We start from the raw sequence: 26077 nt of genomic DNA on the forward strand, positions 1-26077 counted from the left end.
TTTTGACGGCATGGCGCTGATTTCGGACATCCGCCTGATCTATGACAACTATCACTATCAGACGCAGATCCTGGTCGCCTCGATCCGCCATGGCATCCATGTGCTGGAATCCGCGCGCATCGGTGCCGATGTGATCACCGCGCCGCCCGCCGTGATCAAGGGGCTGTTCCGCCACGTGCTGACCGAAAAGGGCATCGAAGGGTTCCTTGCGGATTGGGCCAAGACGGGGCAGTCGATCTGAGCGTCGGAGCCAAAGCGGACCGGATGGCGCGCCCGGCACGTCGAAGACGGCTGCTGGCCGGATTCGTGCTGCTCCTGCTGGCGATGGCGCCGCATATGGCGGTGGCGTCACCGCCGGGCGGTCCGGCGGTGCAAACCGGCACCGAAGAAGATGGCCATGACCTGTGGCTGCGATACCGCCCGCTTGCCGCTGCGCGGGCACAGGCCGTGCGTCCCCAGGCGCAGGGCATTGTGGTCGAGGGCCCGCCAACCCCCGTCACCGACGCGGCGCGGCGCGAATTGCTGAACGGGCTTTCGTCGCTGCTGGGTGCCCCGGTCGCCACGCTGCAATCCGCCCGACCGGGGGCGATCATCCTGCGGCGCAACGACCAATCCGCAAGCCAGATTGCGGGGCTTGGCACACAAGGTTACGCGATCCAGCCCCTCGCCATGGCAGGTGGCATGGCGACGGTCATTACCGCCAACAGCGATACCGGCCTGCTGTACGGCAGTTTCGCCTTGCTGCGGCACGTCCAACTGGGCGGGACATTGCACGATTTCACCGAGACCGCGGCGCCAAAGCTGAAGATCCGCGTGCTCGACCATTGGGACAATCTCGATCGTTCGGTCGAGCGCGGCTATGCCGGGCAATCGATCTGGGACTGGTGGCGGCTGCCCGATCAACCGGACGCGCGGCTAACCGACTATGCCCGCGCCAATGCCTCGATCGGCATCAACGGCGCGGTACTCAACAATGTCAACGCGGTCGCGCAATCGCTGACCGCGCCCTATCTCGCCAAGGCGGCGGCCATTGCAGATGTGCTGCGGCCTTATGGCATGAAGGTCTATCTGTCCGCGCGTTTCAGCGCGCCGATCGAACTTGGCCATCTCAAGACCGCCGATCCGCTCGATCCGGCGGTACAGGCCTGGTGGAACGCCAAGGCCGACGAAATCTATGCGTTGATCCCCGACTTTGGCGGGTTCCTGGTCAAGGCCAATTCCGAAGGCCAGCCGGGCCCGGGCGATTATGGCCGCACCCATGCCGATGGCGCAAACATGCTGGCATCGGCGCTGCGGCCGCACGGCGGTATCGTCATGTGGCGCGCCTTTGTCTATTCAGAGCGGGACGCCAGCGATCGTGCAATGCAGGCCTATGCCCAGTTGCAACCGCTCGACGGGAAATTTGCCGCCAACGTGCTGCTCCAGGTCAAGAACGGCCCGATCGATTTCCAGCCGCGCGAACCGTTCCACCCGCTGTTCGGCGCGATGCCCAGGACGCAGGTGATGATGGAAGTGCAGATCACCAAGGAATATCTGGGGTTTGCCAACAGCGTCGCCTATCTGGGGACGATGTGGCAGGAAGTGCTGCAGGCCGACACGTGTCGGCCGCATTGCGGCACGACCGTGGCGCAAGGGCTTGAACAGCCGGATCAACCTACCGCGCTGACCGGGATCGCTGGCGTTGCCAATATCGGCACCGATCGCAACTGGACGGGATCGGATTTCGATCAGGCCAACTGGTACGCCTATGGGCGGCTGGCGTGGAACCCCGACCTCGGCGCCGACCGGATCGCCCGTGAATGGCTGGCGCAGACATTCTCCGCAGACCCCCACTTCATTGCGCCCGCGCAACGGCTGATGATGATGTCGCGGCAGGCGGTGGTCGAGTACATGACCCCGCTTGGGCTGGCCCACCAGATGGCAACCGGCCATCACTATGGCCCCGCGCCCTGGGTGTCGGATCTGGCGCGTCCGGAATGGAATCCGACGTATTATGCGCGCGCCGACCAGGCCGGGATCGGCTTTGACCGTACCGCCACCGGCAGCAACGCGCTGGCGCAATATGCCCCCGAACTTGCCCGCCAGTGGGGCAACAAGCAGACCGTGCCGCTCGACCTTCTACTGTGGTTCCACCGTTGCGGCTGGGACGAGAAACTGCGCGATGGACGAACGACCTGGCAGGACCTGATCGGGCGCTATGATCAGGGCATGGCCGATGTCGATACCATGCGGCACTTGTGGCTTTCGATCGAACCCTATGTCGACGATCGCCGGTTTGCCCGGATCGATGCCGTGCTGGCTGTCCAGCAGCATGATGCACGCTGGTGGCGTGACGCCAGCCTGGCCTACTATCTCGCCATCTCCGGCAAGGCACTGCCCGACGGCGTGCGCGCGCCCGACCGTTCGCTGTCGGACTACAAAGCCATTCAGCTCGAATTCGTGCCGGGCATCACGAAGTGATAGATCCCGTCAGTGCGCGCTTTCTGCGGCGACGGCAGCCACATCGACGCCAGCCGGGCGCTTGCCGGTCCTGACCAGCAGCAACAGGGGAATGACCGCCAGACACGCCAGGCTCATCACCAGAAAATCGTCGAGATAGGCGATCATCGCGGCTTGCTGGTTGATCAGCGCATCAGCATAGCCGAGCGCAACCCCGCTGATCGGGGCGAATGCCGAATTCATGTCGCCGGGAAACGGCATCAGCGCAGACGAGACATGGCTGCCGATCTCGGCATGGTTGATCTGCACGTTACGCGCCAGCAGCAGCGTGGCGCCCGCGATGCCAACCGACGATCCGACATTACGCATCAGCATGGTCAGCCCCGACGCATCCGTGCGGTAACGCGGGTTGAGCGTCGCAAACGCGATCATGTTGGCGGGTATGAACGCAAAGCTCAGCCCCACGCCCTGGATCACCCCGCTGACAATGATCGGTACACGCGGCATGGTGACCGACCAGTGCGCCATGAGCCACAGCGACAGCGCGAGCAGGGCAAACCCGGTCGCCAGTTGCACACGGGGATCGATCCGCGCTGTCCAGCGCCCGAACAGCACCATCGATAACAGCATGCCGATACCGCGCGGCACCAGCAACAGGCCCGATTGCAGTGGGCTATAGCCATAGATCTGCTGCAACAGGCCGGGCAGCAGCGCCATCACCGACATCATCACCAGCCCCATCAGGCCAAAGAACATCAGCCCGATGACAAAATTGCGATCGCGAAAGATCACCATCGGAAACAGCGGCGTGCGCGCGGTGGCCAGATGGACCACCGTCATCCACAGGCACGATGCCGCCAGCACCGCCTCGATGACGATTTCGGGCGAGGAAAACCAGTCGCGATCCTGCCCGCGATCGAGCACCAGTTGCAGCGCAGACACCGCGGTCGCAATCAGCAGCCAGCCCAGCAGATCGATCTTGCGCTCGCGACGCGGGGTGTGCGGCATGTTGAACAACAACAGCGCAAAACAGATGATCCCCACCGGCAGGTTGACATAGAACACCCAGCGCCAGTTGAGATTGTCGGTCAGATAGCCGCCGATGATCGGTCCCGATATCGGCCCCAGCATCACCCCCTGGGTATAGATCGACATCATCTTGGGCCGTTCGGCAAGCGTGCTGGTATCAAGCAGCACGGTCTGCGCCAGCGGACCCAGAAACGCGCCCGCCAGCCCCTGCAGGATGCGGAACATCACCATCTGATCGATCGATTGCGCCACCCCGCACAGCATCGAGGCCAGCGTGAACAGCGCCACCGACACCAGCATCATGGTGCGGATGCCAACCCGATCGACCAGCCAGCCCGACAGCGGCAGCATCACCGCCGAAGCCAGCACATAGCTGGTCAGGACCCAGGTAATCGTGTCGCGCGTCGCGCCAAGCGAGGCCGACATATGCGGCAGCGCGACATTGGCGATGGTCGAATCAAGCGTCTGCATGATCGTCGCCGCCATCACCCCGGTCAGCAGCAACGGGCGGTTCCTGACCACCAGTGCCGGAACGTCGATCGCCGGCATGGCGATCAGTCCTTGCCGGTGTAGATCGTGACGTCCGAGCTCAATCCGGCGATCAACGGCCGGTCGCTATGGCTGTCGATGGCAATCCGCACCGGTACGCGCTGTACCACTTTCACCCAGTTGCCGGTCGCGTTCTGCGCAGGCAGCACCGAAAACTCGGCGCCGGTGCCCGCCCCAATCGAATCGACATGGCCGCGCAGCACCAGCCCCGGATAGGCATCGAGCGTCAGTTCGGCGCGCTGACCGGGGCGGATATGGCCCAGATCGGTTTCCTTGAAATTGGCTTCGACCCGCGTGCCCTCGTCCTTGACCACCGAAACCATCGGCACACCCGGAAACACCATCTGCCCGATCTGCAGGCGCGTGACTTGCGTCGCCACGCCATCCGCCGGCGCGCGCACCACGGTCCGCGCCAGATCGAGCGCGGCGCGGGCGCGCGCGGCTTTCGCCGCTGCGACACCGGGGTTCTGGCCGGGCACCTGGGTACCGGTTGCCAGTTGCGCGCGCGACCGGGTGACCGCCGCTTCGAGCGAGGCGACCTTGTCACGCGCCGCCGCCACCGCATGCGATGCCTCATCCATATTGGCACGGGTGTTGAACCCACGGTCCATCAGTTGCTGGCCACGCTTGAAATTGGCCTCTGCCAGCGCAAGATCATCGCGCGCGCTGGCAATATCGACGGTGTTGGCGCGTACATCGGCCTGCAATGCGGTAATCCGCGCCTGCGCGCTGGCAATCTGCGCATCGGCCTGGTCGACCCCGGCCTCGAAATTGGCGGGATTGATCGTGAACAGGATATCGCCCTTGTGCACGTGCTGGTTTTCGCGAACCTGCACCGATGTCACTTGCCCGGTGATTTCCGCCGCGACCGACACGATGTCCTGTTTGACATAGGCGTTGTCGGTGTCGACTTCGCCCGGCCGCCCGAACCAGTACCACAGTGCGCCCCCGATCATCACCAACGGGCCAATGATCATCAGGATCGCTCGCCAGCGACGCGCGCGCGTGCGCTGTTGGTGATCGATCGCCGCCGCGCTGGCGGCATTGCCGGCCTGTTCGCCGCGAAACGGATCGGCTTCAGCCATGGACCTTGCTTTCCTGCACGTCGCTTGCAGCCACCGGCTGCCCCTCTTCCGGAATTTGCTCTGACAGATTGGCCCGCACGCGATCGAGCAGCGTCAGCAATGTCGCGTGGTCCTGGTCGCTGAACCCGGCCAGCGCCTCTTCGAATACCAGTTCGGCAAAGTCGGCCAGCCGGTCCATGTGGCCATCGGCCTCGGCAGTCAGGTACAGCCGCCAGGTCCGACGATCGACGGGATCATCGCGGCGTTCGACCAGACCGGCCTTTTCCAATCGATCAACCATGCGCCCGGCGGTGATCGCCTCGACCTCCAGCCAGGCGGCGATGGCGCCCTGGTTGATGCCCGGCGTGCGCCGAATTGCCGCAAGCATGCGCCATTGCGCGCCGGTCACGCCCAATTGGCGCGCGACGACATTGAACCGCTTGCGGAACAAGCGCCCCACATCGGTCGCCAGAAAGGCCACATTGCGCCCCATGCAGTGGCGATAATCGCAATGCTTATTATCGTCAAGCATGGCCATATGCGCGAATGGCCGATACGAAAACGGCGCGACCCGTTGGGGTCGCGCCGCTGAAATGGGTTATCCCCGGTGGCGGGGCGGGCCTTTGCCCGTTCGCATCGGGCCGCGTGGCCCGCGTGGCGGCTGGCCCGCGTTGTCGCGACCACCGCGCGGACGATCCTGCGGCGGTTCGGGCGAAAATTCGATGGTGATGCCGCTTTCGTCTTCGGCACCGGGGATTGCGGTGCGTTTCAGCGCGGCGCGAAACTTGGCCTCGACCCCGCGCGGCACCTGGAAATAGGTTTCGTTGGGCCCGATGCGGATCGCCCCGATCTCGTTGCGGGTGATATGCCCGCGCCGGCACAGCAGCGGCAGGATCCAGCGCGGATCGGCATTCTGGCGGCGCCCGATATCCATGCGGAACCAGGCAACGTCGTCAAACCCTTCGCGCCGTTCGGGCCGGGCCCCGGCATCGGGCTTTGACGCCTCGATCAGCTCTTCGGGTTCGGGGGTGCCACGCTTGCGCGCCACCACCAGGGCCAGCGCGATATCGACTGGCGCCATCGTTTCGAGAATGCGTTCGGCCACTGCGCGATCGGCGTCGCTGGCCTCGACCGGCTGGGTCAGCGCTTCGAGCAGGCGTTCGCGATCGCGATCGCGGATCGCTTCGGGGGATGGCACCGGCACCCAGGTTGCATTGACGCGCGCGTCGCGCAGCATCCCTTCGACCCGGCGACGGCGCGGATAGGGCACCACCAGCACGGCCGTGCCCTTGCGCCCGGCGCGCCCGGTACGGCCCGACCGGTGCTGCAACACTTCGGCATCGCGCGGCACCTCAACGTGAATGACCAGGCTGAGCGAGGGAATGTCGATCCCGCGCGCTGCCACATCGGTCGCCACACAAATCCGCGCACGCCCATCGCGCAATGCCTGCAGGGCATTGTTGCGCTCGTTCTGACTGTGCTCGCCCGACAGCGCCACGGCGGCAAACCCGCGCTCGATCAGCGAAGCGTGCAGATGGCGCACATTGTCGCGCGTGGCACAGAACAGGATCGCGGTTTCCGCCTCGTGAAAACGCAGCAGGTTGATCACCGCGTTTTCGATATCGGCGGGCGACACCGCGACCGCCTGATAATCGATGTCGCCATGGCCCGAGGTATCGCCCACGGTCGAAATGCGCAGCGCGTCCTGCTGATAGCGCTTGGCCAGCGCCACGATCGGGCGCGGCATCGTTGCTGAAAACAGCAAAGTGCGGCGTTCGCCCGGGGTGGCTTCGAGAATTTCCTCAAGATCTTCGCGAAAGCCCATATCGAGCATTTCGTCGGCTTCATCCAGCACGACATAGCGCAGCGCCGACAAGTCGAGCGCGCCGCGTTCGAGGTGATCGCGCAGGCGTCCCGGCGTGCCGACCACGATCTGCGTGCCATGGTTCAACGCGCGGCGTTCCTTGACCGCGTCCATCCCGCCGACACACGTGGTGATCCGCACATGCGCCTTGGCAAACAGCCACATCAGCTCGCGACTGACCTGCAGCGCCAGTTCACGCGTCGGTGCAATCACCAGCGCCAGCGGGCTGCGGCCATGCGATCCGGCTTCGGCGGCCAGGATCGCCTCGGCCATGGCAATGCCGAACGCAACGGTCTTGCCCGACCCGGTCTGCGCCGAAACGAGCAAATCGCGCCCTAGCGCGTCAGGGGCCAGCACCGCGGCCTGAACCGGAGTGGGTGCGGCATAGCCTTGTTCGGCCAGTGCCTCGGAAATCAGCGGGGGAAGTGTGGAAAATGGCATAGAATCTTGAACTTCGTGCTTTTTGGCTCAGGCGCGGTCGGACCGGTGGCACGCCTGCACGGGGATTGGATGGCGCGGGCCATGACATGGCCCGGCACCAGACGCTTAAACAGCGTCTTTAACGCGTTTCGCCACCGGATGCAGCCCCGAACAGCGCATTCGTGTCGGGACGCCCGGCGACCAGGTCCGGCTCGATCTGTCGAGCCACTTTTTCCGCGTCGCGCTTTTCGCGCGCGATGGTGATATCGATCTCGCGATCGGCAAGCGCCTGCCACGCTGCGCCGGCGCGGACATAAGTCTCGCGCTGGTTGGCAAGCGTGGCACGTTCGGCCGACTTGGCGCAGAGCGCAGCCTGATCGAGGTAGAATTGGCAAGATGCAGACATTTCGACCCTTTCGGCTAGGCCCGCGCGGCGGGAACGGCGCACAATGTGCACCAGAAGATCAGTCAACCATATCCCGGATCAATCGCTGCAATTCGCGGGCTGACAGCACGGATGACTTGCGGCGGGTTTCGACGGTGCCGACAGATGCGGCGATGGCTGGCTTGTGCGTGTACGAGAGATGACTGGTACTGAAAGCTGGGTAGATAGAACGATACATGAATTTCCTGGACGCTCTGACGGCGCCTGATGTGAGATAAAGTGCCCTAGCGCCGTTTGCGCTGGGGGCCGGGTCCGCTGCCGCCGCCGGGGCCTTTGTCCCGGAACACGATGCGACCCTTCTGGAGGTCATAGGGGGTCATTTCGACACGAACCCGGTCGCCCACGACCGACCTGATGCGGAATTTGCGCATCTTGCCAGCCGTGTAGGCGATGATCCGATGGTCGTTTTCAAGCATCACGCCAAAACGACCATCGGGCAGGATTTCGTCGATCTGGCCTTCGAGGGTCAAAAGCTCCTCTTTGGCCATGCGATCAAACCGCTTCGATGTTGACTGCTGCGGTCTTGCCCCGGCGATCGGTTTCGAGCTCGTACTTCAGACGCTGATCCTTGAGCAGCGTGCGAAGACCGGCGCGTTCGACCGCACTGATGTGGACAAAATTGTCAGGGGTGCCATCATCGGGTGCGATGAAGCCATAACCTTTGTCGGCATTGAAAAACTTTACGGTGCCTACTGGCATGATCCGGTTCCTTACACAGGGAGAATGGTCTGCGGGCAAAGGCGCCAGCAGAGCGAAGAGTCGTGATAAGGATCGGAAGGCGAAGGAGCCGAAAGTCCAGTCTCAGGCGACGTTAGCCCCGATGATATAGGCGATCACGTGCCGAAATGCAATGTCCGATCCCTTCATGGGGCTGGTGCCGCGTGGCGCCGGGCATGAAAACGGCGGTAAACCACGGTCCAGACGGTCAATCCGCCCATTGTCACATAGCCCACGATCGGCCCGACGACGAGGTATTGCGCAACGCTGAGCGTAAAGATCAGCATCACCGAAACCGCACAATCGGCCAGCAGGCCAAGACCCCAGACCCAGGTCATCACCATGATCATCCGGCGCATCGTTCCATCGTCGCGGCGGGCATCGAAGGCAGCCAGTGCCTCGGCAGACTCGCGCGCCACCGTCGCTCGTGCCAGCGGCCCGATCAGGGGCCGCCCGATCAGCGCCGAACCGACGAACGCCAGGCCGATCACCGCCGTCACCATCCGTTCGCGCAGTTGCAGAAACCGCACCGATCCGCCCCCGGCCAGTGCCACCAGCGACAGCACGATCCCCGCCAGTACGATCATCGACAGCGCATCGATGCGGCGATGGCGCGCCAGACCGACCAGCGACCACACCACCGGCGGAGCCGACGATGCCAGCAGTGCGGGCACATCGCCCCACCGCGGGCGCAACAGCGCATAGATCAGCGCCGGGGCGACCAGATTGGCCGCAACTTCGATCGCCACCACCGGGCCCTTGCGGCGCAACCACACCGACATGCTCATTGCCCGGCTCCTTGCGCAATCCAGTTGCCGTGAAATCCCGGCGGCACGCGATGCGGCACATGCACGACCGCGACGGGGGGCCCGGCAAACCGACGCGCATCGAGTATCACCAGATCGGTGGTGGCCTGTGCCATGTCGACCACCAGCCCGATCAACCAGCCGTGCCCTTCGGGTGCGTTGGCGGTTTCGGGCACAAACACGAATTCGCCGGGATAGCGTTCAGGTCCGAAATCATGGACTTGCCGCGTGCCGGCGACAAGATCGTGGGCATAGAGGTGGCTCGCCCCGATAAAGCGCTGTTCGGGCTCGGTCGGTGTCGCCATCGTCCAGACATATCGATAGGGCTGCCCGAACCAGCGTTCGTCGGGGCGCGGAAACTCCTGCGCGGCGGCATCGAGCGTGGTCACCGTCACGGCCTTGCGCTGTGGATCGATGGTCCAGCGTTCCAGCCCGCGTGCGTGGGCATCGGGGCCTTGCGCACCTTCACCGAACATCGTGGCATAGGCGCAGACGTCCATCACCACGGTGCCATCGGCGGCATCGTAGGCGTTGGCAACGTGGAACGCAAAACCGGGCTCGATCGCGCACCAGATCACATCGTCCTGTTTGCCGTGGCGCGGCATCAGCCCGATCCGCCCGACGTGCGCCGGGTTCCAGCGATAGGGAAAGCCATGCCCGGCCAGATGTGCCTTCATCGAGAAGGTTACCGGCAAGTCGAGGATCACCACGAAGCGGTCGGTGATCGCGCAATCATGGATCATCGGGCCATGGCGCACCGCGACCGGTTCCTCGCGGACCACCTGGCCTGCGGCATTGACCACGACATGGCGGATGGTGCCCGGGTCCTGTCCCTCGTAACAGATTGCATGGTATTCACCGGTTTTCGGATCACGATGCGGATGCGCCGAGTAACTGCCGCGCAAAGTTCCACCGAACGGGTCATAGGCCTGATCATCCAGCGTCTGGTCGAGCACGACCGGATAGCTGCCCGCCTCGACCAGCGCGAAAGTGCGCCCGCCGATATCCAGCACATTGGTGTTGACGGTGTCGAACACGTGGCGCGGCCCCGGCGCGGCGCCCACGCCCAGCGCCTGCGCCACCGCGTTCGAACGGATCCAGCGGTTGCGATACCACTGCGCCCGCCCGTCGGCGAGGGCCAGGCCATGCACCATGCCATCACCGGTGAACCAGTGATACGAGGCCGGATCGGCACTGGCCGGGTTGGGACCGATGCGCAGATAGCGACCGTTCAGCGCGGCGGGAATCGTGCCGGTGACGGCCAGATCGGTCAGCGTCAGTTCCTCGGTCAGCGGGGTGTGGATACCGGTCAGGAACGGATTTCCGCCCGGCGGTGGTGGCAGCCGTTTGCGGTTGAAATCCGCCAGTGCCGCAATGCCCCGGTTTACGGTGCCGCGAATCAGTGTCTCGATGGGACTTCCCATGATCGCCTCCGATGTTTACAGTGTTATCATGACCGAGAATGCTAACACTGTCAACATAGCGCAACGCGGCTATCACCATGGCGATCTGCGCGCGGCGCTGGTCGCCGAAGGACTGCGCCTGCTTGCGCTGCGCGATGCCGAATCGCTGTCGTTGCGCGAAATCGCGCGCAACGTCGGGGTCAGCGCCACGGCGGTCTATCGCCACTTTCCCGACAAGGGCGCGCTGATGGCCGCACTGGCGGTCGAAGGGCTGAAACAGCTTGGCACGGTACAGGCCGCCGCCAGCCAGGCGGCCGGCGGCGGCACGCCCGGCTTTGCGGCGACGGGCCGCGCCTATGTGCGCTTTGCGCTCGACAATCCGGCGCTGTTCCGATTGATCTTTGCCTCACCCGCGTTGGGGATTGACTGCGCGCGCGAACCGATCGACACGTCGCTGCCCGGCGAATTGCTGCTGGCCAACGCGGTGCGGCTGGCGGCCGAAGATGGCGGCCAAGCCGGGGTGCGGGCGGTGCGGGCCTGGGCGCTGGTGCATGGCCTGGCCATGCTGATGCTCGAGGGGCAGATCCCGGTCGATCTCGACCTGGTGGACCGGGCTATCGGCTAGCGGCGAGTTGCGCCTCGATCTGGGCCAGCCGTTCCTTGCCGAAATAGATCTCGCCATCGACAAACACGGTGGGGATACCGAATGCGCCGCGTGCTGCGGCAGCTTCGGTGGCGGCCAGCAATTCGGCCTTGATCCCCGCGTCCTGCGTCGCCGCCAGCAGGGCCGCGCCATCGAGCCCTGCCGCATCGAGCACCGCGACGAAGGTCGCCGGATCGTCCATCTTGCGCCCGTCTTCCCACATCCCGGCCAGCCCTGCGGCGACATAGGCGACATCTTCCCCGCGATGGCGTGCCGCGACAAGGCCGCGCATCAGCATCAGCGTGTTGATCGGAAAATGCGGGTTCATCGAAAACCGGGTCAGCCCGTGGCAGGCGATGAACCGCCGTGTTTCCAACGCTTCATATTCAAGCTTGCCCTTGATCCCGGCAAAGGCGTTCATCGGCGCCTGATTGCCGGTCAGCTTGAACAGACCGCCCAACAGGCATGGCACCAGCCGCAGATCGGCATCATGACGCTGTGCCAGATCGGGCAGCACCTGCCACAAGAGATAGGCGTTGGGGCTGGCGAAATCGAACACCAGCTCGATCAGCGGTCGGGTCATCCGGGTCACCATTGTTCGCGCCAGGGGCGCAAGTCGATTTCGTGGCTCCAGGTCGATCGAGGCTGCTGGTGCAGCCAGAGATAGGCCTGCGCGATGTCATCGGGTTTGAGAATCGCATCGTCGCGCAACAAGTCGGTGGTATCGCCCACCCGCTCGCGGATGAACACGCCGTCGATCGCCCCGTCGCAGATCACATGCGCAACGTGCACACCCTGGGGCCCCAGTTCGCGCGCCATCGACTGCGCCAGCGCGCGCAGGCCATGTTTGGCGGCGGCAAACGCGGCAAAGCCTTCGCGACCGCGCGTGCTGGCAGTGGCGCCGGTGAACAGGACCGTGCCCGCGCCGCGCGGCACCATCACCCGCGCCGCCTCGCGCCCGGCCAGAAACCCCGCGAAACACGCCATTTCCCACACTTTGGTGAACACCCGCGCGGTGGTTTCGCGAATGCCGAATTGCACATTGGCACCGATGTTGAACACCACCACCCCGATCGGGCCGATATCCTGCTCGATCCGGTCGAACAGCGCCACCGTTTCCACCTCGGACCGCGCATCGACGCCAAATGCATGCGCGGTTCCCCCGCTGGCGTGAATTTCGGTCACCAGCGCGTCGAGCTGATCGATGTTGCGTGCGCGACGGGTGACACAGACCGGGTGCCCGGCTGCGGCAAAGGCGCGTGCGATCGCCTGCCCCACCCCCGCACCCGCGCCGATCACCAGGCAGACCGGTTTTGTCGTTGGGGTGTCCATCGGGCTTGCTCTCCGCAAATTCTGTCAGTACATTTTCTGTACTGACATTAAGTATCAAAATTGTACCGAGTCAAGCTGGAGATTGCCGGACCATGAAATGGGATGAACTGGGCGCTCAGCCTTGCTCGGTCGCGCGCACGCTGGCGGTGTTCGGCGATCGCTGGACGCTGATGATCCTGCGCGACTGTTTCCTGGGTGTGCGGCGGTTCGATGCGTTCCAGGCGCGGCTGGGCCTGTCGCGCGCCTTGCTGGCCGACCGGCTGAAAGGGTTGACTGACGCAGGCGTGCTGGAACGGCGGACCTATCAGACCGGTCCCGAACGCTTCGAATATCGGCTGACCCCGGCGGGGATCGATTTCTATCCGGTGGTGCTGGGTCTGGCCAACTGGGGCAACCGCCATCTGGGCGACGGGCGCGGCGCACCGCTGATCCACCGGCACAAGACCTGCGACCATGATTTCGTGCCGGTGACGACATGTTCGCATTGCGGCGATGTGGTCGAGGCACGCGACGTCAGCGTGCGGCCCGGGCCAGGGTTTGCCGACCCGCGCGCGCCTCAGCCCAAATCGGCGCCTGCCAGCCCTTCATAGACGATCGCGCCCTGGTCGATTTCCAGCACGGTGCCGCGCGGCAGCGGCCGCCAGGCCTCGTCGGTCAGCGGCACGCTGGCCACCACGGTCACCACCATGTGCGATCCCTGGACGCCGATGATGCCATCGGATTGCGGGTCCGGCCCGGTGTGATCGAAATGCCGCTGCACCACCCACAGACCGGGTTCGGGCGCGGCAGCGGGGCCCATGCTGCGCAGATCGCTATGCACCAGCAACCGGTCGCCCGAGGCATAGAGCAGATTGGCATGACCCAGCGCCGACAGGCGATGCGCGGTGTCGGAAAACACCCGCCGCGCCGCCAGCACATCATCGCCCTCACCCGCGATCTGCGCCAGCATCCGGCAAAACCCGATTTCGGAATCGGTTTCCCCCAGCGGACGAAACCACGAGGTGGACGCTAGCGCGCCGATTTTGGCAAAACTGCCGTTGTGTGCAAAGACATGCACGCGCCCGAACAGTTCGCGCAGGAACGGTTGCGTGTTGGCCAGCGCAATTCCGCCCGCCGTGGCCCGCCGCACATGCGCGATCACGGTGTTGCTAGTCACCGGCTCGGTGGTCAGAAACCGCGCGAACGGACTGTCGGCAGCCGCATGGGGATCGCGCCAGATCTGCGCGTCATCACCCGCCAGATACGCAATGCCCCAGCCATCGGCGTTGGCACCCTTGCCGCCATGCGCGGCCAGCCGTCCGAACGACATCGTCACATCGACGGGCGCCGACGCGCTCAATCCCATGAGTTCACACATCGTCTATCCTCCCAGCGCTGCGGACAGCTTGTTGCGATCGAGCGTGCCTTCCCAACGCGCAATGACCAGCGTGGCGACCGCATTGCCCATGAAATTGGTCAGGCTGCGGCATTCCGACATGAACCGGTCGACCCCCAGGATCAGCGTCATCCCGGCGATCGGCACCGAAGGCACGATCGCCAGCGTGGCCGCCAGCGTGATGAACCCCGCGCCGGTCACCCCCGCCGCACCTTTTGATGACAGCATCGCGACGCCCAGCAGCAGCACTTGCTGCCCCATCGTCAGCTCCACCTTGCATGCCTGCGCGATGAACAGCGCAGCCAGTGTCATATAGATATTGGTGCCATCGAGGTTGAAGCTGTAGCCGGTGGGCACCACCACGCCGACAATCGCGCGCGGCACCCCGGCGGCTTCCATTTTCTGCATCAGACCGGGCAGCGCGCTTTCCGAGGACGAGGTGCCAAGCACCAGCAACAGTTCCTGCGTCAGATAGCGCGCCAGCCGCAGCACCGAAAACCCGCCCAGCCACCCCACCACCCCCAGCACGCCGAACACGAACAGCACCGACGTCAGATAAAACGTCGCGACCAGCAGCGCGAGTTGGGCCAGCGCGGCAACGCCGAACTTGCCCACCGTAAACGCCATCGCACCAAATGCGCCGATCGGCGCCGCGCGCATCAGGATCGCCACCAGGCGGAACAGCACCGCACCCAGATCCTCGAACAGGCCGAGCAGCCGCTCGCCGCCGCCCGGCACGGTGGCCAGCGCGATTCCGAACAGCACCGCAACCACCAGCACTTGCAGGATATTGCCCTCGGTCTGCGATGACAGCAGCGTGTCGGGGATCAGCCCAAGGAAAAACCCGTTCAGCGTCGCATCATGCGCCTTGGCCACATAATCGGCCACTTTGCCGCCATCGAGCGCGCCCGGTGCAATGGCAAACCCCGCGCCGGGGCGCACCACATTGGCCACCACCAGCCCGAGCGCGAGCGCAAAGCCCGACATCAGCGCAAAATAGCCCAGCGCGCGGGCCGCCACCCGGCCCAGCGCACCCAGATCGCGCATGCCGGCAATGCCCGTCACGATCGAAACGAAAATAACCGGCGCGATTACCATCCGCACCAGTTTGACGAACATGTCGCCCAATGGCCGCAACGATTCGCCGATGTGCGGGGCAAACGCGCCAACCAGCACACCGGCGATGATCGCAATCAGCACTTGCACCGGCAAACGGCCGAGCCAGCGAACGAAATGAGCAGTCACCGAAGGCCCCTTTTGCGCGATTGTCGCCTTGCCCTTAGCCGGGTGCGCGGCGGCGCGCAAAGGGGCCGATGGCGATCAGGCGACCGTCAGCGCCACATCGATATTGCCGCGCGTGGCGTTGCTGTAGGGGCAGATCTGGTGCGCGGCGGCGACCAGCGCCTCGGCAGCAGCAGCCTCGACACCCGGCAGGCTGACAGCCAGCCCGACAGTCAGGCCAAATCCGCCCTCGGCGCGCGGCCCGATGCCGACCGTCGAAGTTACCGAAACGTCGGACGGAACCCGGGCCAGCGTCTTGTCGCCCGCGGCGGCCGCCTTCAGCGCGCCGATGAAGCAGGCTGCATAGCCCGCCGCGAACAGTTGCTCGGGATTGTTGCCCGCACCGTTGCCGCCCATTTCCTTGGGCAGGGCCAGCGTAACCTTGAACGTGTCGTCGAGCGTACGGGCATGGCCGTCGCGACCGCCGGTGGCGATGGCAGACGTGGTATAGATGGGGTTGACCGACATGACGGGCTTCCTTCGTTTGCGGGGGGGCAAATTTTATCGAGCACGATTTTCTCGTGCACGATTGATATGCACCGATTCGGCACCCAGGTCAATCCCTTGCGATTTTATCGCGCACGATGTATATTGATGGTATGTCCAGTCCGTCCACCTCGCACCCCCAGCACAGCCGCGATGCGCCATTTGCGCCGTTCGTGTGCTTTTCGATCTATGCCGCAGGGCTTGCCTTCAACCGGCTGTACAAACAGGTGCTCGACCGCTGGGGGCTGACTTACCCGCAATATCTCGTGCTGGTGGCCCTGCGCGAAGGCGATGATCGCAGTGTGGGCGAATTGTGCGATCTGCTGTTCCTGGAATCGAACACGCTGACCCCGCTGCTCAAACGCATGGAGGCTGCAGGCCTGGTCGAACGACGTCGCGACAGCGCCGATGAGCGCGTGGTGCGTATCCGGCTTTCACCGCATGGACACACGGTTGCCGCAGACCTGGTCTGCGTGCCGCAAGACATGCTGGCTGCAACCGGTGATGATGCCGAAAGCTTGCGCCAATTGCCCGACCTGATCGCCCGGCTCGACAGCATCGCGGATCGGTTGCGGCAGGCCGCCGCATAGTCAGACAATGCGGGGGCGCACCAGCCCCCCCCGCATCGCGATCGATCAGAGAAAGCGTCCGTAGACGACCTGGATCACTTCACCGCTGTTGGTGTCGATCAACAGCGCGTCGGGGCCAAAGCGCACCCATTCAAACCCGACCGGCGGCACATCGAGGCCGAACAGCCAGTAATCGGATAGCCAGTATTGCTGCCCCCAATAGATGCGCGGCAGCACCTGGCCATAGCTCCAGCGGCGATAGGCAAAGCCGCGCGGGGCATGATAGGGCCCGATGTGATAGCCATGATCGGCATTGAAATTGTGGTTGTAGGCCTGCCGGTCAAACTGTTGCGGCCGCGCCGCGACCGCCGCCGGGCGTTCGATCCGCTGATAGCCCTGCGGACCGCGTTCAGGTTCGGCCGGGTGCATCGGGGCAGCGGCACGACCGCCACCGTGATTGCCGCCGTGATTGCCCTCAGGCCCCGGTTCTGCAAAGGCCGGGGCCGCAACCGCCAGCGCGGCGCCAAGCCCGACCGCAACAATGGAAAGGTGTCTACGCGTCATCGTCAAGCAACTCCCTGCCCTGTCAAACCGTGGCATTTGCATGCCAACGGTCTGTGACAGATGCAATCAGTGCATTGAACCGGGCGTGAACATCCGATCCGCCGCGCATCAATGCTCGCGCGGGGTCAACGAGCCGTTGCCTTTGGGGGTCTTGATCGTGGTGCATGTACCGGCCTTGACCAGTTTCCACGAATTGCCCTGAAAATCGGTCTTCTGCGTTCCGGCGCACGAGGTGCCAGGGCCGGCGGCGCAATCGTTCTGGCCGGCGTGGGCCACGCCATAGCACTTTTCCATGGCCGGTTTGGCATCGGCGGCGTGCGCGGCGCCAGCGGCGAGTCCCAGCGCAAGGCTGGCAGCGAAAGCGGCGGGGGCAAGTTTCATCGGGTATCTCCTGGTGATGGTCTGGATCAGAGAGGCCGGTGTGCCCTCCCTGCCAACCATTTCGCACGCATCGGCATATCGGTTACGCCCGGTGCGCAAAAGTGCTGCAAAAATCGCGCGCGGCAATTTTTCGGATCGGGTGTAACTTTGTCGTGCCCCGGGGCGAAATGCAGGGTGCCACGAGGGCACAATGAGGAGTTTTGTTCGATGACCAAGCCCGTTTCGCGTTTCGCACCCGCCGCTCTTGCACTTGCCAGCCAGGCCGCGCTGTTTGCCGCCGCGCTTGCTGCAATGCCCGCCCCCGCTATGGCCGACGAAGCAAAGCCGGTCGATGTCGTGCATTGTTACGGCGTCAACAGCTGCAAGGGCACGTCCGACTGTGCCACCGCCAAGAACAGCTGCAAGGGCCAGAACAGTTGCAAGGGCCAGGGCTTCAAGGCCGAAAGCAAGGGCCAGTGCGCCGCCGAAGGTGGCAGCCTGACCGAACCGAAGTAAGCGCCTGTCCGATGGCCGCGCCACCCCCGGGCGCGGCCATCGCCCTGTCTGCGATCTGGTGATCTGTCCATGACCACGCGCCTTTCCGGTTTTGGCCTCGGCATGCGCCGACCGCACTATGCCCATTATGTCGCGGGCGAGGCCCCGGTGGACTTTGTCGAAGTCATTTCAGAAAATTTCATGGTCGCGGGCGGTCGCCCGATCGATACCCTGATGCGCGCGCGGGCCCATTATCCGGTGGCGCTGCACGGCGTATCGTTGTCGGTGGGATCGGCGGAAACCCGCAGCGACGACTATCTCGACCGACTCAAGGCGCTGGTTGATCGGATCGAACCGGCAGTGGTGTCCGACCATCTGTGCTGGACCGGGATCGGCGGGTTCAATTCGCACGATCTGTTGCCCGTGCCACTGACCGAGCCGGCGCTCGATACCGTATGCCGCGCGATCGATCGCGCACAAAGCCATCTGCAACGCCCAATGCTGTTCGAGAACCCGTCGAGCTATATCGCCTTTGCCGGTACCATGCCCGAATGGGAATTCCTGAGCGAAATGGTCCGCCGCACCGGTTGCGGGCTGCTGCTTGATGTAAACAACATTTTCGTGAGCGCGACCAACCACGGGCTTGATCCGCACGGCTGGCTCGATGGCCTGCCGCTCGATGCGGTCGGCCAGATCCATCTGGCCGGGCACAGCCAGGGCGAACACGGCCTGATCGATACCCACGATGCACCGGTCGATCCGGCTGTCTGGGCACTCTATACCGAAGTTATCCGGCGCACCGGCCCATTGCCGACAATGATCGAGCGCGACGGCAATATCCCTGCGCTCGACGCATTGGCCGACGAACTGATGCTGGCGCGCCAGGCCGCCTGTGCGGTGTTGGCATGAGCGGGGATCTGCCGCTGGCCGCGCTGCAACAGCGTTTCTGCGACTGGCTGATCGAACCCGACGAAGACCGCGCGCGCATGATTGCAGCGCCGATGGGGGTCGGCCCCGGTCTGGTCGTCTACCAGAACAACTACCGCGTCGCGCTGGTCGAGGCTTTGCGCGAAATCCATCCGCGCGCGGCGGCTTGGCTGGGCGAGGACGCGTTCGAAATGGCCGCCGCGCGCCATATCGATGCGCATCCGCCGTCCAACTGGACCATCGACGCCTATGGCACGGGCTTTCCCGACGATCTGCGCGCCAGCGACGCCGTCGCCGCCGATCTGGCGGCCATCGACCGGGCGATCGGCGAAGCGTTCGTTGCTGCCGATGCCCTGCCCGTCACGGCCGCGGCGCTGGCCGATGTCGATTGGGACACCGCGGCCATCCGCCCGGTCCCCTCGCTGCTGCTGGTGCCGATTGCCACCAATGCCGATGCGCTGTGGCCGGCGCTGGCCAGGGATCAGGACGTGCCCCAGGCCACCGCCGCGCCCGGCACCGTACTGGTTTGGCGACAGGGCTTCGAGCCGGTGATGCGCCGTGCCGACCCGACCGAATTGCTGATACTGGAACGCTCGCTGGCAGGCGGCAGCTTTGCCGCGATTTGCGCCGAACTTGCCGCGCAAAGCGATGACGCCGAAGCGGTAACCCGCGCGGGCACCGTGCTGGGCCGCTGGCTGGGCGAAAGCCTGGTGGCCGAATTCGCCTGAGCGCCTAGAGTCTGTTTCGAAAGTCGCCCTTCCGCGACTTTGTGCCACCCACCGCCCCGCACCCCCGGCCCATCCGCCCATTCAAGGTACCCTGTGGATGGATGGGCCGGGGGTGCGGGGCGGTGGGTGGCACTTTCGAAACAGCCTTTTACCAGCGCAGCAGGCGCGGCCCCAGCACCCGCCCGACCAGCGCGGCGCCCAGCATGCCCAGCGTATACCATGTCAGCACGAACAGCGCCGAGGTTTCGGGGCAGTGCAGGCAATAGAGCGTTGCCCCCCAGGCCCCCGCAGCCATGCCCGCGGTCGCCCCGGCGAGCGCCAGTTGGGTCGGGGCCAGCCGCCGGTATGACCACAACAGCCCGACAAAGATCGGCAGTGCCAGCAGGAATACGTTGCGCGAACACACCCGCCAACTGGCGCCCAGCCACATCGCCAGCCACCCGGCGCTTGGCGTCGCGGCCATTTCCAGTCCGGCGATCACCGCCAGCCCCAGCACCGGAAGCACCATCAGCCACAGCCAGCCACCGACCCGCCCATCGGGCCGCGCCAGCCGCGACGCCGCTGCCGTGGCACAGATTGCCAGGCTGATCGTGTAAGTCCATTTCAGCCAGAACGTGAAGCCATGCATCGCGGGCATCAGATCGGGACGAACGCCAAGCCAGATGCCCACTACCGCCAGCGTGACCAGGCCGCCCGCCACCAGGCCCAGCCCCAGCCGACGGCGCAGCGCATGGCGCGGTACGGGCTGAATATCGAGCGAGAGCGAGGCAATCAGATCTTCGCTGTTCATCGCCAGCCGTCCTTGACCCGCGCCGCCAGCGCCTTCAACCCGCGATGCGCCGATACTTTCACATCGGATTCGCCGATGCCCAGGCGTTCGGCGGCCTCGGCGGTGCTCAACCCCTCCAGCCGCGTCGCGCGCAACACGGCGGCCTGCTTTTCGGGGATCGTGTCGAGCAGCCGATCGACATCGGATCGCGCATCGCTCGCTTCGTCAAAGGCGAATTCATCGGCCAGTTCGGGCAAGTCGTCGAGCGCGGTGGTGCGCCCCGACCGGCGATAGCGATCGATCAATTTATAGCGCGCAATCGCATAGACCCACGCGCCCAGCGGGCGGGCGGGATCATAAGTGGCACGACGTTGGTGCACGGCGATCAGCGTTTCCTGCACTAGGTCCTCGACATCATCGTCGCGCCCGCCAAGGCGGCGACGGAAAAAGCTGCGCAGCGGCGTCAGAAGGGCGCGCAACAGCGCTGCATGCGCAGTACCGTCACCCGCCAGACCTGCAAGCATCAAAGCCCGCAAGCGATCATCATCATGCCGCATCCGCATTCACCCCTGCGTATTCGTCGTACGCACCGGCATGGTTACAACAGCCCTCAACAAACGTCAGCGAAAATCATGCAGCGCCGCGGCGGCACGGGCATCAGCCTCGCGCGCAGGCATCAGCGGCGCCATCGCCGCCTGATAGCGCGCCAGCACTTCGGCAGGTGCGGTGTCGGGCGATCCCGCGTTGAACGGCGGCGCGGGCGCATATTCCAGCCCCAGTTGCACCGTCTGGGCCAGCTCTGCCCCGCCAATTTCCGCCAGCACGGTCAGCGCAAAATCAATGCCTGCCGTAACCCCGCCGCCAGTGATCAGATTGCCATCGCGGACCACCCGGCCCGTGTCGATCTGTGCGCCGAACAGTGGCAGCAGGTGCCGCCAGGCCCAGTGGCACGCCGCCCGGCGCCCGACCAGCAACCCCGCCGCGCCCAGTATCAACGACCCGGTGCACACCGACGTGACATAACGCGCACCCAGCGCCAGCCGCCGCACTTCGCCCACAAACGCCGGGTCGCGCGCGACGGACACGGCACTGACCCCGCCGGGCACGCAGATCAGATCGCAGGCGTCGATATCGGCCAGCCGCAGCGTGTCGGCAAACACCAGCCCTTCGGACGGTACCGCACCACCATCGCGGCTGGCAACCAGCGTTGCGCTATGCGGCACGCGCGACAGAAACTGGTGCGGGCCGGTAAAATCGAGCTGGGTCATGCCAGGAAACACGGCGAACACGATGCGAAACGGGGTCTGGGTCATGGCAATCCTCCTTTGGCCTGTGCCACCATGCTTGCCGCAAATCAGCATTGACGAAAGGACAATGATCCCTCATTTTTGGCCATGACCCGCACCATTGGCATTTTCGTCTTTCCCGAATTCCAGATCATGGATGCCGCAGGGCCGATTGCCTGTTTCGAAATTGCCGGACGGATGGCCGACAACGCCTGTCGACTGGTCGTGCTGTCGCAGCGCGGCGGCACGGTGGCGAGTTCATCGGGGATCGTGTTCGACACCGTGCCCGCCACGCAGGCCGGTCCGTTGGATACTTTGGTGGTGGTCGGCGGCAACGGCAGCCGCACCGCAATGGACGATGCCGCAACGATCACCTTTTTGCGCGAAGTGGCCCCACGCGTGCGCCGGATGTGCAGCGTCTGTTCGGGCGCCTTTCTGCTGGCGGCGGCGGGCCTGCTCGACGGGCGCCAGGCGACCACCCACTGGCGCCGCGCCGAACAGTTGGCGCGGCGGTTCCCGGCGATCACCGTCACGCCCGATCGCATCCATGTACGCGACGGTACGGTGTGGACATCGGCGGGAATCAGCGCGGGGATCGATCTGTCGCTGGCGCTGGTCGCCGAAGATCTGGGCGAAGACGTGGCGCGCGCGGTGGCGCGCGAAATGGTGGTCTATTATCGTCGCCCCGGTGGTCAGTCGCAATTCTCGGCGCTGGCCGAACTGGCTGCATCGGGCGATATCTTTGCCCCGCTGCTCGACTGGATCCGCGCCAATCTGACGCAACGGCTGACCATCGAAGTGTTGGCCGAACGCGCGGGGATGAGCCCGCGCACGTTTACCCGCGCGTTCACGCGCGCGATCGGGGTCAGCCCGGCCCGCGCGGTCGAACGATTGCGCCTTGAGGTTGCGCGCGAACGCGTGGAGAATTCCACCACTCCGATCGAGGCGATTGCCGGCGACACCGGATTTCATGACCCCGAACGCATGCGCCGCGCGTTTGTCCGCGCGTTTGGTCAGCCCGCGCAGGCGATGCGGCGGCTGGCCTGACCGTGCGGTTTACCCGCCAGCCGGCGGCGGTTCGACCCAGGGCAGCACCGACGGGCGCGCCCAGAGATAGCCCTGCCCCATGCGGCAGCCATTCTTGCGCAACAGATCGGCCTGCGTCGTGGTTTCGATCCCTTCGGCAATCACCGCGATATCGAGCAGGCGGGCCAGGTGGATGATCCCTTGTGTCAACCGCTGCGCACGCGGGTCGGTGGCCAACCCGGCGACGAATTTCTGATCGAGCTTGACCAGATCGATCGGATAGCGCTGCAGATAGGCAAGCGAGGCATAGCCGGTGCCGAAATCGTCAAGCGCCAGCTTTATGCCCAGCGCCTTGAGCTGGCGCATGTGTTCGAGCGCCTTGTCCTCGTTGCCGATCGCGGCGCTTTCGGTGATTTCCAGCACTAGCCGGCGGGGATCGAGCCCGCTGCGGTCGAGCGCCGAGCGTACCATCGGCACGACCAGCCCGCTGGTGATCGACAACGCCGACATGTTGACCGAAAGACGCTGTCCGGCAGGCGCGGTCGCGCCTTGTCGGCACGCGTTGAAGAGCACCCAGGCGTCGAGCCGACCGGACAGACCGCAGGCCTCGGCCAGTGGCACGAAATTGACCGGCGCGATCACGCCAGCCTGCGGATGGCGCCAGCGCACCAGCGCTTCATACCCGAGCACCCGGCCCGATGGCAGATCGTGGCACGATTGCCATTCCAGAAACAGCTCGTCGCGGTCGATGGCCTGTTCCAGTTCGCTTTCGCGAGCGGCGGCCCGGTCAACCGGGCCGACCACGCGCGGGCCTGCGATCGCCACGCGCCCGCGCCCACCACGTTTGGCGATATAGAGCGCACGATCGGCCTCTCGCAGCAGATCATCGGCCACCACCGCGTCACGCGGCGCCAGCGCGCCGCCGATCGACAGGCCTGGCTCGATGACCGTGCCATCGATCGTGATCGGCCGCCCGCAGACTGCCAGGACGCGCGACGCGACCTGGCCAAGCGCGCCATGATCGACCGGATGCGCCAGCAGGACCACGAATTCATCGCCGCCGATGCGTGCCACCAGATCGGTCTGGCGCACGACCGATTGCAACCGGCGGGCCACTTCCTTCAGCACCTGATCGCCCGCGTCATGGCCATGCGTGTCGTTGATATGTTTGAAGCGATCGAGATCGAGATAGAGCAGGCCGCACGTCTTGCCTGCCAGCGCGGCGGCCAGGACATGTTCGATGGCCTTTTCCAATCCCCGCCGGTTGAGCAGACCGGTCAGCGAATCCGATCGTGCCGCTTCGCGCAACAGGCTGTTGCGGCGGTGCAATTCCATCAGCGACCGGGCATTTTCGGCCAGCCGCTGCAACATCGCGCAATCCGCCCCGGTAAACTGGCGCGGCACGCGGTCGATCACACAGACCGTGCCCAGCGCCGCGCCATCCTCGGCCACAATCGGCGCGCCGGCATAGAACCGGATATGCGGCGCGCCGGTCACCAGCGGATTGGCGTCAAACCGGGGATCGCCATAGGCGTCTTCGACCACCATGACCTGGCCCGCATTGGCGATCGTGTGCGAACAAAAGGCAATCCGGCGCGGGGTCTGCCGGACATCGAGCCCGACCATCGCCTTGAACCACTGGCGATCGGCATCGATCAGCGAAACCAGCGCAATCGGCATGCCGAAATGGGCACTGGCAATTTCGGTCAGGTTGTTGAATTGCTGATCGAAATCGCTGTCGAGAATACGGTAATCATACAACGTCGCCAGGCGCTCGATTTCCCGGCCTGAATTGGAATGTGCCAACAAAGTTCTCCCACAGCACCAGCGACATGGTTCGGCTCGGCATCTTCTGATGCCAATTTTTGCAAGCTGGAGGTCCAGATAGCCCGATTTACGATTCTTTCCTGGCGGGAGATGATTTTCATTATTCACACGGTCGCGCGCCCGGCACGCAAACGTTTGACCGCATTCACCAAATCACCCCTCGCAAGGCACCGTCTTGCCACAGGGGGTCGAGCAATCCTTTACCAAATATGGTTAATTCATGCCCGGGCCGACAAGGCATGCGCCGACCTCGCCAAGGTGCTTAGCCGAGGCCCGGAACCGGCACCGGCGCCAGCACCGGCGCCTCGAAACTGGCGACCGGATAGGCGCAATAGTCGGCGGCATAATAGGCGCTGGGGCGATGGTTGCCGGATTCGCCCAACCCGCCAAACGGCGCAGCCGAGGCCGCGCCGGTGGTCGGCCTGTTCCAGTTGACCACGCCCGCGCGCACTTCACTCACAAACCGCTCCCACAACGCGGGATCGCCGGCCAGCAACCCGGCGCTCAGCCCGAACGCGGTCGCATTCGCCGCAGCAATCGCAGCGGTGAAATCGGGCACGCGCACGATCGACAGCACCGGGGCAAATATTTCGGCATCGGGCAGGGCAACGCCTGTTGCTTCGAGCAGCACCGGGCCAAAGAACGCTTCTGGCCGATCGGCCACGCTGCTGCGATCGAGCAACACCCGGGCCCCCGCCGCGACCAACCCGGCCAGCGCATGTCGCGCGCCGTCCGCCGCCCGCGGCGAGATCAGCGGGCCCATGAAGGCATTGTCGTCGCCCGCGCCGATCGGCAGGCGCGCCGACAGGTCGACCAGCGCCGCGATCAGCGCATCACCCGCCGTCCCTTCGGGAACGATCAGCCGGCGCGCGCACGAACAGCGCTGTCCCGTGGTGACAAACGCCGAATGGACCACCAGATTGGCCAATATCGCCGGATCGGTGGCATCGTCCCACGCCACCAGCGGATTGTTGCCGCCCAGTTCGAGCGCCAGGATCACCCCGGGCCGATCGACAAACGCGCGGCGAAAATGGCGCCCGGCATTGGCCGAACCGGTGAACAACAGGCCATCGATATCCTGTTCGATCAGTGCCGCGCCGGTATCGCGCCCGCCCTGCAGGATCTGCAGGACATCACCGGGCAATCCCGCCGCGTGCCAGGCATCGACCATCGCCGCGCCCACGCCAGGGGTCAGCTCGGACGGCTTGAACACCACCGTGTTGCCCGCGATCAGCGCCGGGACGATATGCCCGTTGGGCAGATGGCCGGGAAAATTGTATGGCCCCAGCACCGCCATCACGCCATGCGGATGGTGGCGCAGCACGGCGCGGCCAAACGGCTGCGCGCTGTCGCTGGTGCCGGTGCGTTCGGCCTGCGCACGGATCGAGATGTCGACTTTGCCGATCATCGCGGTCACTTCGGTGCGCGCTTCCCACAGCAATTTGCCGGTTTCGCGCGCGATCAGCCGGGCTAGGTCTTCGCGCCGCGCATCAAGCACTGCGCCATAGGCCTGCGCCAGGGCCACGCGTTCATCCAGCGGCCGCCGCGCCCAGCCGGGCGCTGCGGCCCGCGCACGCGCCACCGCCGCGGCGGCCATCGCCGCATCGGCGACGGGGCCCTGCCACACCGGATCACCGGTGGCCGGATCGAACGATTGCAGCAGGTGCGCCATC

The 26077-nt window shown here is 65.1% G+C and carries 30 protein-coding genes; 9 read left to right on the forward strand and 21 right to left on the reverse strand.

Translation table 11 applies throughout. The features are described from left to right. Both AQZ49_RS05975 and AQZ49_RS05980 read left to right on the forward strand, forming a co-directional pair. A partial coding sequence (locus AQZ49_RS05975) for a transaldolase family protein (protein ID WP_304438452.1) occupies positions 1 to 241 on the forward strand: 241 nt, incomplete at its 5' end. Between the two features lie 23 nt (positions 242 to 264). After that, positions 265 to 2460, forward strand: coding sequence for an alpha-glucuronidase family glycosyl hydrolase (locus tag AQZ49_RS05980; RefSeq protein ID WP_082701567.1), 2196 nt, complete (start codon positions 265 to 267; stop codon positions 2458 to 2460). A 9-nt stretch (positions 2461 to 2469) separates the two neighbouring features. Here the strand turns inward: AQZ49_RS05980 and AQZ49_RS05985 are convergent, their stop codons facing one another. The 9 genes from AQZ49_RS05985 to AQZ49_RS06025 form a co-directional block, all read right to left on the reverse strand. Further along, positions 2470 to 4017: a DHA2 family efflux MFS transporter permease subunit gene (locus AQZ49_RS05985; RefSeq protein ID WP_067613933.1), complete on the reverse strand. Its 1548-nt coding sequence runs from the start codon at positions 4015 to 4017 to the stop codon at positions 2470 to 2472. Between the two features lie 5 nt (positions 4018 to 4022). After that, a complete protein-coding gene (locus AQZ49_RS05990) occupies positions 4023 to 5102 on the reverse strand; it encodes an HlyD family secretion protein (RefSeq protein WP_067613935.1) in 1080 nt (359 codons plus the stop codon). Beyond that, positions 5095 to 5613: a MarR family winged helix-turn-helix transcriptional regulator gene (locus AQZ49_RS05995; RefSeq protein ID WP_231738921.1), complete on the reverse strand. Its 519-nt coding sequence runs from the start codon at positions 5611 to 5613 to the stop codon at positions 5095 to 5097. The genes AQZ49_RS05990 and AQZ49_RS05995 overlap by 8 nt, the downstream gene beginning before the upstream one ends. A gap of 66 nt (positions 5614 to 5679) precedes the next feature. Then, on the reverse strand, positions 5680 to 7386 hold the full coding sequence (locus tag AQZ49_RS06000; RefSeq protein WP_067613939.1) for a DEAD/DEAH box helicase: 1707 nt from the start codon (positions 7384 to 7386) through the stop codon (positions 5680 to 5682). Between the two features lie 118 nt (positions 7387 to 7504). Beyond that, a complete protein-coding gene (locus AQZ49_RS06005) occupies positions 7505 to 7771 on the reverse strand; it encodes a hypothetical protein (RefSeq protein ID WP_156428163.1) in 267 nt (88 codons plus the stop codon). A 263-nt stretch (positions 7772 to 8034) separates the two neighbouring features. Next, the gene (infA, locus tag AQZ49_RS06010; RefSeq protein WP_067613942.1) at positions 8035 to 8298 is read right to left on the reverse strand and encodes a translation initiation factor IF-1; all 264 of its coding nucleotides are present in this window, start codon (positions 8296 to 8298) and stop codon (positions 8035 to 8037) included. Between the two features lie 4 nt (positions 8299 to 8302). Next, positions 8303 to 8509 carry a cold-shock protein gene (locus AQZ49_RS06015; RefSeq protein WP_067613944.1) on the reverse strand — a complete coding sequence of 69 codons (207 nt, stop codon included), beginning with the start codon at positions 8507 to 8509 and terminating at the stop codon, positions 8303 to 8305. Between the two features lie 164 nt (positions 8510 to 8673). Next, a complete protein-coding gene (locus tag AQZ49_RS06020) occupies positions 8674 to 9315 on the reverse strand; it encodes a VC0807 family protein (RefSeq protein WP_067613946.1) in 642 nt (213 codons plus the stop codon). Then, on the reverse strand, positions 9312 to 10757 hold the full coding sequence (locus AQZ49_RS06025; RefSeq protein ID WP_067613948.1) for an 8'-apo-carotenoid 13,14-cleaving dioxygenase: 1446 nt from the start codon (positions 10755 to 10757) through the stop codon (positions 9312 to 9314). The genes AQZ49_RS06020 and AQZ49_RS06025 overlap by 4 nt, the downstream gene beginning before the upstream one ends. 28 nt (positions 10758 to 10785) lie before the next feature. On the opposite strand from AQZ49_RS06025, the gene AQZ49_RS06030 reads away from it, so the two are divergent. Continuing rightward, positions 10786 to 11361: a TetR/AcrR family transcriptional regulator gene (locus tag AQZ49_RS06030; protein WP_231738924.1), complete on the forward strand. Its 576-nt coding sequence runs from the start codon at positions 10786 to 10788 to the stop codon at positions 11359 to 11361. Here the strand turns inward: AQZ49_RS06030 and AQZ49_RS06035 are convergent. Both AQZ49_RS06035 and AQZ49_RS06040 read right to left on the reverse strand, forming a co-directional pair. Then, positions 11351 to 11962, reverse strand: a complete 612-nt coding sequence (locus AQZ49_RS06035) for a 2-hydroxychromene-2-carboxylate isomerase (protein WP_082701615.1) — start codon at positions 11960 to 11962, stop codon at positions 11351 to 11353. The genes AQZ49_RS06030 and AQZ49_RS06035 overlap by 11 nt on opposite strands. 5 nt (positions 11963 to 11967) lie before the next feature. Continuing rightward, positions 11968 to 12711, reverse strand: coding sequence for an SDR family NAD(P)-dependent oxidoreductase (locus AQZ49_RS06040; RefSeq protein ID WP_067613954.1), 744 nt, complete (start codon positions 12709 to 12711; stop codon positions 11968 to 11970). 92 nt (positions 12712 to 12803) lie between these two features. Here AQZ49_RS06040 and AQZ49_RS06045 point away from each other — a divergent pair, with 92 nt between their 5' ends. After that, on the forward strand, positions 12804 to 13301 hold the full coding sequence (locus tag AQZ49_RS06045) for a winged helix-turn-helix transcriptional regulator (protein WP_067613956.1): 498 nt from the start codon (positions 12804 to 12806) through the stop codon (positions 13299 to 13301). Here AQZ49_RS06045 and AQZ49_RS06050 read toward each other — a convergent pair. The 3 genes from AQZ49_RS06050 to AQZ49_RS06060 form a co-directional block, all read right to left on the reverse strand. Beyond that, a complete protein-coding gene (locus AQZ49_RS06050; RefSeq protein WP_082701569.1) occupies positions 13268 to 14068 on the reverse strand; it encodes a class II glutamine amidotransferase in 801 nt (266 codons plus the stop codon). The genes AQZ49_RS06045 and AQZ49_RS06050 overlap by 34 nt on opposite strands. Positions 14069 to 14071: 3 nt before the next feature. Then, the gene (gene dctA / locus AQZ49_RS06055; RefSeq protein ID WP_067614291.1) at positions 14072 to 15331 is read right to left on the reverse strand and encodes a C4-dicarboxylate transporter DctA; all 1260 of its coding nucleotides are present in this window, start codon (positions 15329 to 15331) and stop codon (positions 14072 to 14074) included. Positions 15332 to 15406: 75 nt separating this feature from the next. After that, a complete protein-coding gene (locus tag AQZ49_RS06060) occupies positions 15407 to 15835 on the reverse strand; it encodes an organic hydroperoxide resistance protein (RefSeq protein ID WP_067613960.1) in 429 nt (142 codons plus the stop codon). A gap of 131 nt (positions 15836 to 15966) precedes the next feature. On the opposite strand from AQZ49_RS06060, the gene AQZ49_RS06065 reads away from it, so the two are divergent. Continuing rightward, the gene (locus AQZ49_RS06065; RefSeq protein WP_067614292.1) at positions 15967 to 16443 is read left to right on the forward strand and encodes a MarR family winged helix-turn-helix transcriptional regulator; all 477 of its coding nucleotides are present in this window, start codon (positions 15967 to 15969) and stop codon (positions 16441 to 16443) included. 45 nt (positions 16444 to 16488) lie between these two features. On the opposite strand, the gene AQZ49_RS06070 is transcribed toward AQZ49_RS06065, so the two are convergent. Together AQZ49_RS06070 and AQZ49_RS06075 are read right to left on the reverse strand one after the other, a co-directional pair. Then, entirely contained in the window at positions 16489 to 16986 is a 498-nt protein-coding gene (locus tag AQZ49_RS06070) for an RcnB family protein (protein WP_082701571.1), read from the reverse strand. Positions 16987 to 17094: 108 nt separating this feature from the next. Further along, the gene (locus AQZ49_RS06075; protein ID WP_067613962.1) at positions 17095 to 17367 is read right to left on the reverse strand and encodes a BufA1 family periplasmic bufferin-type metallophore; all 273 of its coding nucleotides are present in this window, start codon (positions 17365 to 17367) and stop codon (positions 17095 to 17097) included. A 207-nt stretch (positions 17368 to 17574) separates the two neighbouring features. On the opposite strand from AQZ49_RS06075, the gene AQZ49_RS06080 reads away from it, so the two are divergent. From AQZ49_RS06080 to AQZ49_RS06090, 3 genes are all read left to right on the forward strand, one after another. After that, the gene (locus AQZ49_RS06080) at positions 17575 to 17862 is read left to right on the forward strand and encodes a BufA2 family periplasmic bufferin-type metallophore (RefSeq protein ID WP_067613964.1); all 288 of its coding nucleotides are present in this window, start codon (positions 17575 to 17577) and stop codon (positions 17860 to 17862) included. A gap of 69 nt (positions 17863 to 17931) precedes the next feature. Continuing rightward, positions 17932 to 18750, forward strand: a complete 819-nt coding sequence (locus AQZ49_RS06085; protein ID WP_067613966.1) for an MNIO family bufferin maturase — start codon at positions 17932 to 17934, stop codon at positions 18748 to 18750. Next, entirely contained in the window at positions 18747 to 19496 is a 750-nt protein-coding gene (locus AQZ49_RS06090) for an HvfC/BufC N-terminal domain-containing protein (protein WP_067613968.1), read from the forward strand. The genes AQZ49_RS06085 and AQZ49_RS06090 overlap by 4 nt, the downstream gene beginning before the upstream one ends. Before the next feature lie 148 nt (positions 19497 to 19644). On the opposite strand, the gene AQZ49_RS06095 is transcribed toward AQZ49_RS06090, so the two are convergent. The 3 genes from AQZ49_RS06095 to AQZ49_RS06105 all read right to left on the reverse strand — a co-directional run bounded on the left by AQZ49_RS06095 (position 19645) and on the right by AQZ49_RS06105 (position 21578). Beyond that, positions 19645 to 20286: a DUF1109 domain-containing protein gene (locus AQZ49_RS06095; protein WP_067613970.1), complete on the reverse strand. Its 642-nt coding sequence runs from the start codon at positions 20284 to 20286 to the stop codon at positions 19645 to 19647. Continuing rightward, the gene (locus AQZ49_RS06100; protein ID WP_231738926.1) at positions 20283 to 20789 is read right to left on the reverse strand and encodes a sigma-70 family RNA polymerase sigma factor; all 507 of its coding nucleotides are present in this window, start codon (positions 20787 to 20789) and stop codon (positions 20283 to 20285) included. Before AQZ49_RS06100 ends, AQZ49_RS06095 begins: the two co-directional genes overlap by 4 nt. 96 nt (positions 20790 to 20885) lie before the next feature. Further along, positions 20886 to 21578: a DJ-1/PfpI family protein gene (locus AQZ49_RS06105; protein ID WP_067613975.1), complete on the reverse strand. Its 693-nt coding sequence runs from the start codon at positions 21576 to 21578 to the stop codon at positions 20886 to 20888. 81 nt (positions 21579 to 21659) lie between these two features. Here AQZ49_RS06105 and AQZ49_RS06110 point away from each other — a divergent pair, with 81 nt between their 5' ends. Continuing rightward, on the forward strand, positions 21660 to 22598 hold the full coding sequence (locus AQZ49_RS06110) for a GlxA family transcriptional regulator (protein WP_067613977.1): 939 nt from the start codon (positions 21660 to 21662) through the stop codon (positions 22596 to 22598). Positions 22599 to 22607: 9 nt separating this feature from the next. Here the strand turns inward: AQZ49_RS06110 and AQZ49_RS06115 are convergent, their stop codons facing one another. Continuing rightward, positions 22608 to 24383: a putative bifunctional diguanylate cyclase/phosphodiesterase gene (locus AQZ49_RS06115; RefSeq protein WP_197410942.1), complete on the reverse strand. Its 1776-nt coding sequence runs from the start codon at positions 24381 to 24383 to the stop codon at positions 22608 to 22610. 283 nt (positions 24384 to 24666) lie between these two features. Next, a complete protein-coding gene (astD, locus tag AQZ49_RS06120; RefSeq protein ID WP_067613981.1) occupies positions 24667 to 26076 on the reverse strand; it encodes a succinylglutamate-semialdehyde dehydrogenase in 1410 nt (469 codons plus the stop codon). Position 26077 lies beyond the last annotated feature (1 nt).

This window comes from Novosphingobium sp. FSW06-99 (genome assembly GCF_001519065.1).
Lineage (GTDB): Bacteria > Pseudomonadota > Alphaproteobacteria > Sphingomonadales > Sphingomonadaceae > Novosphingobium.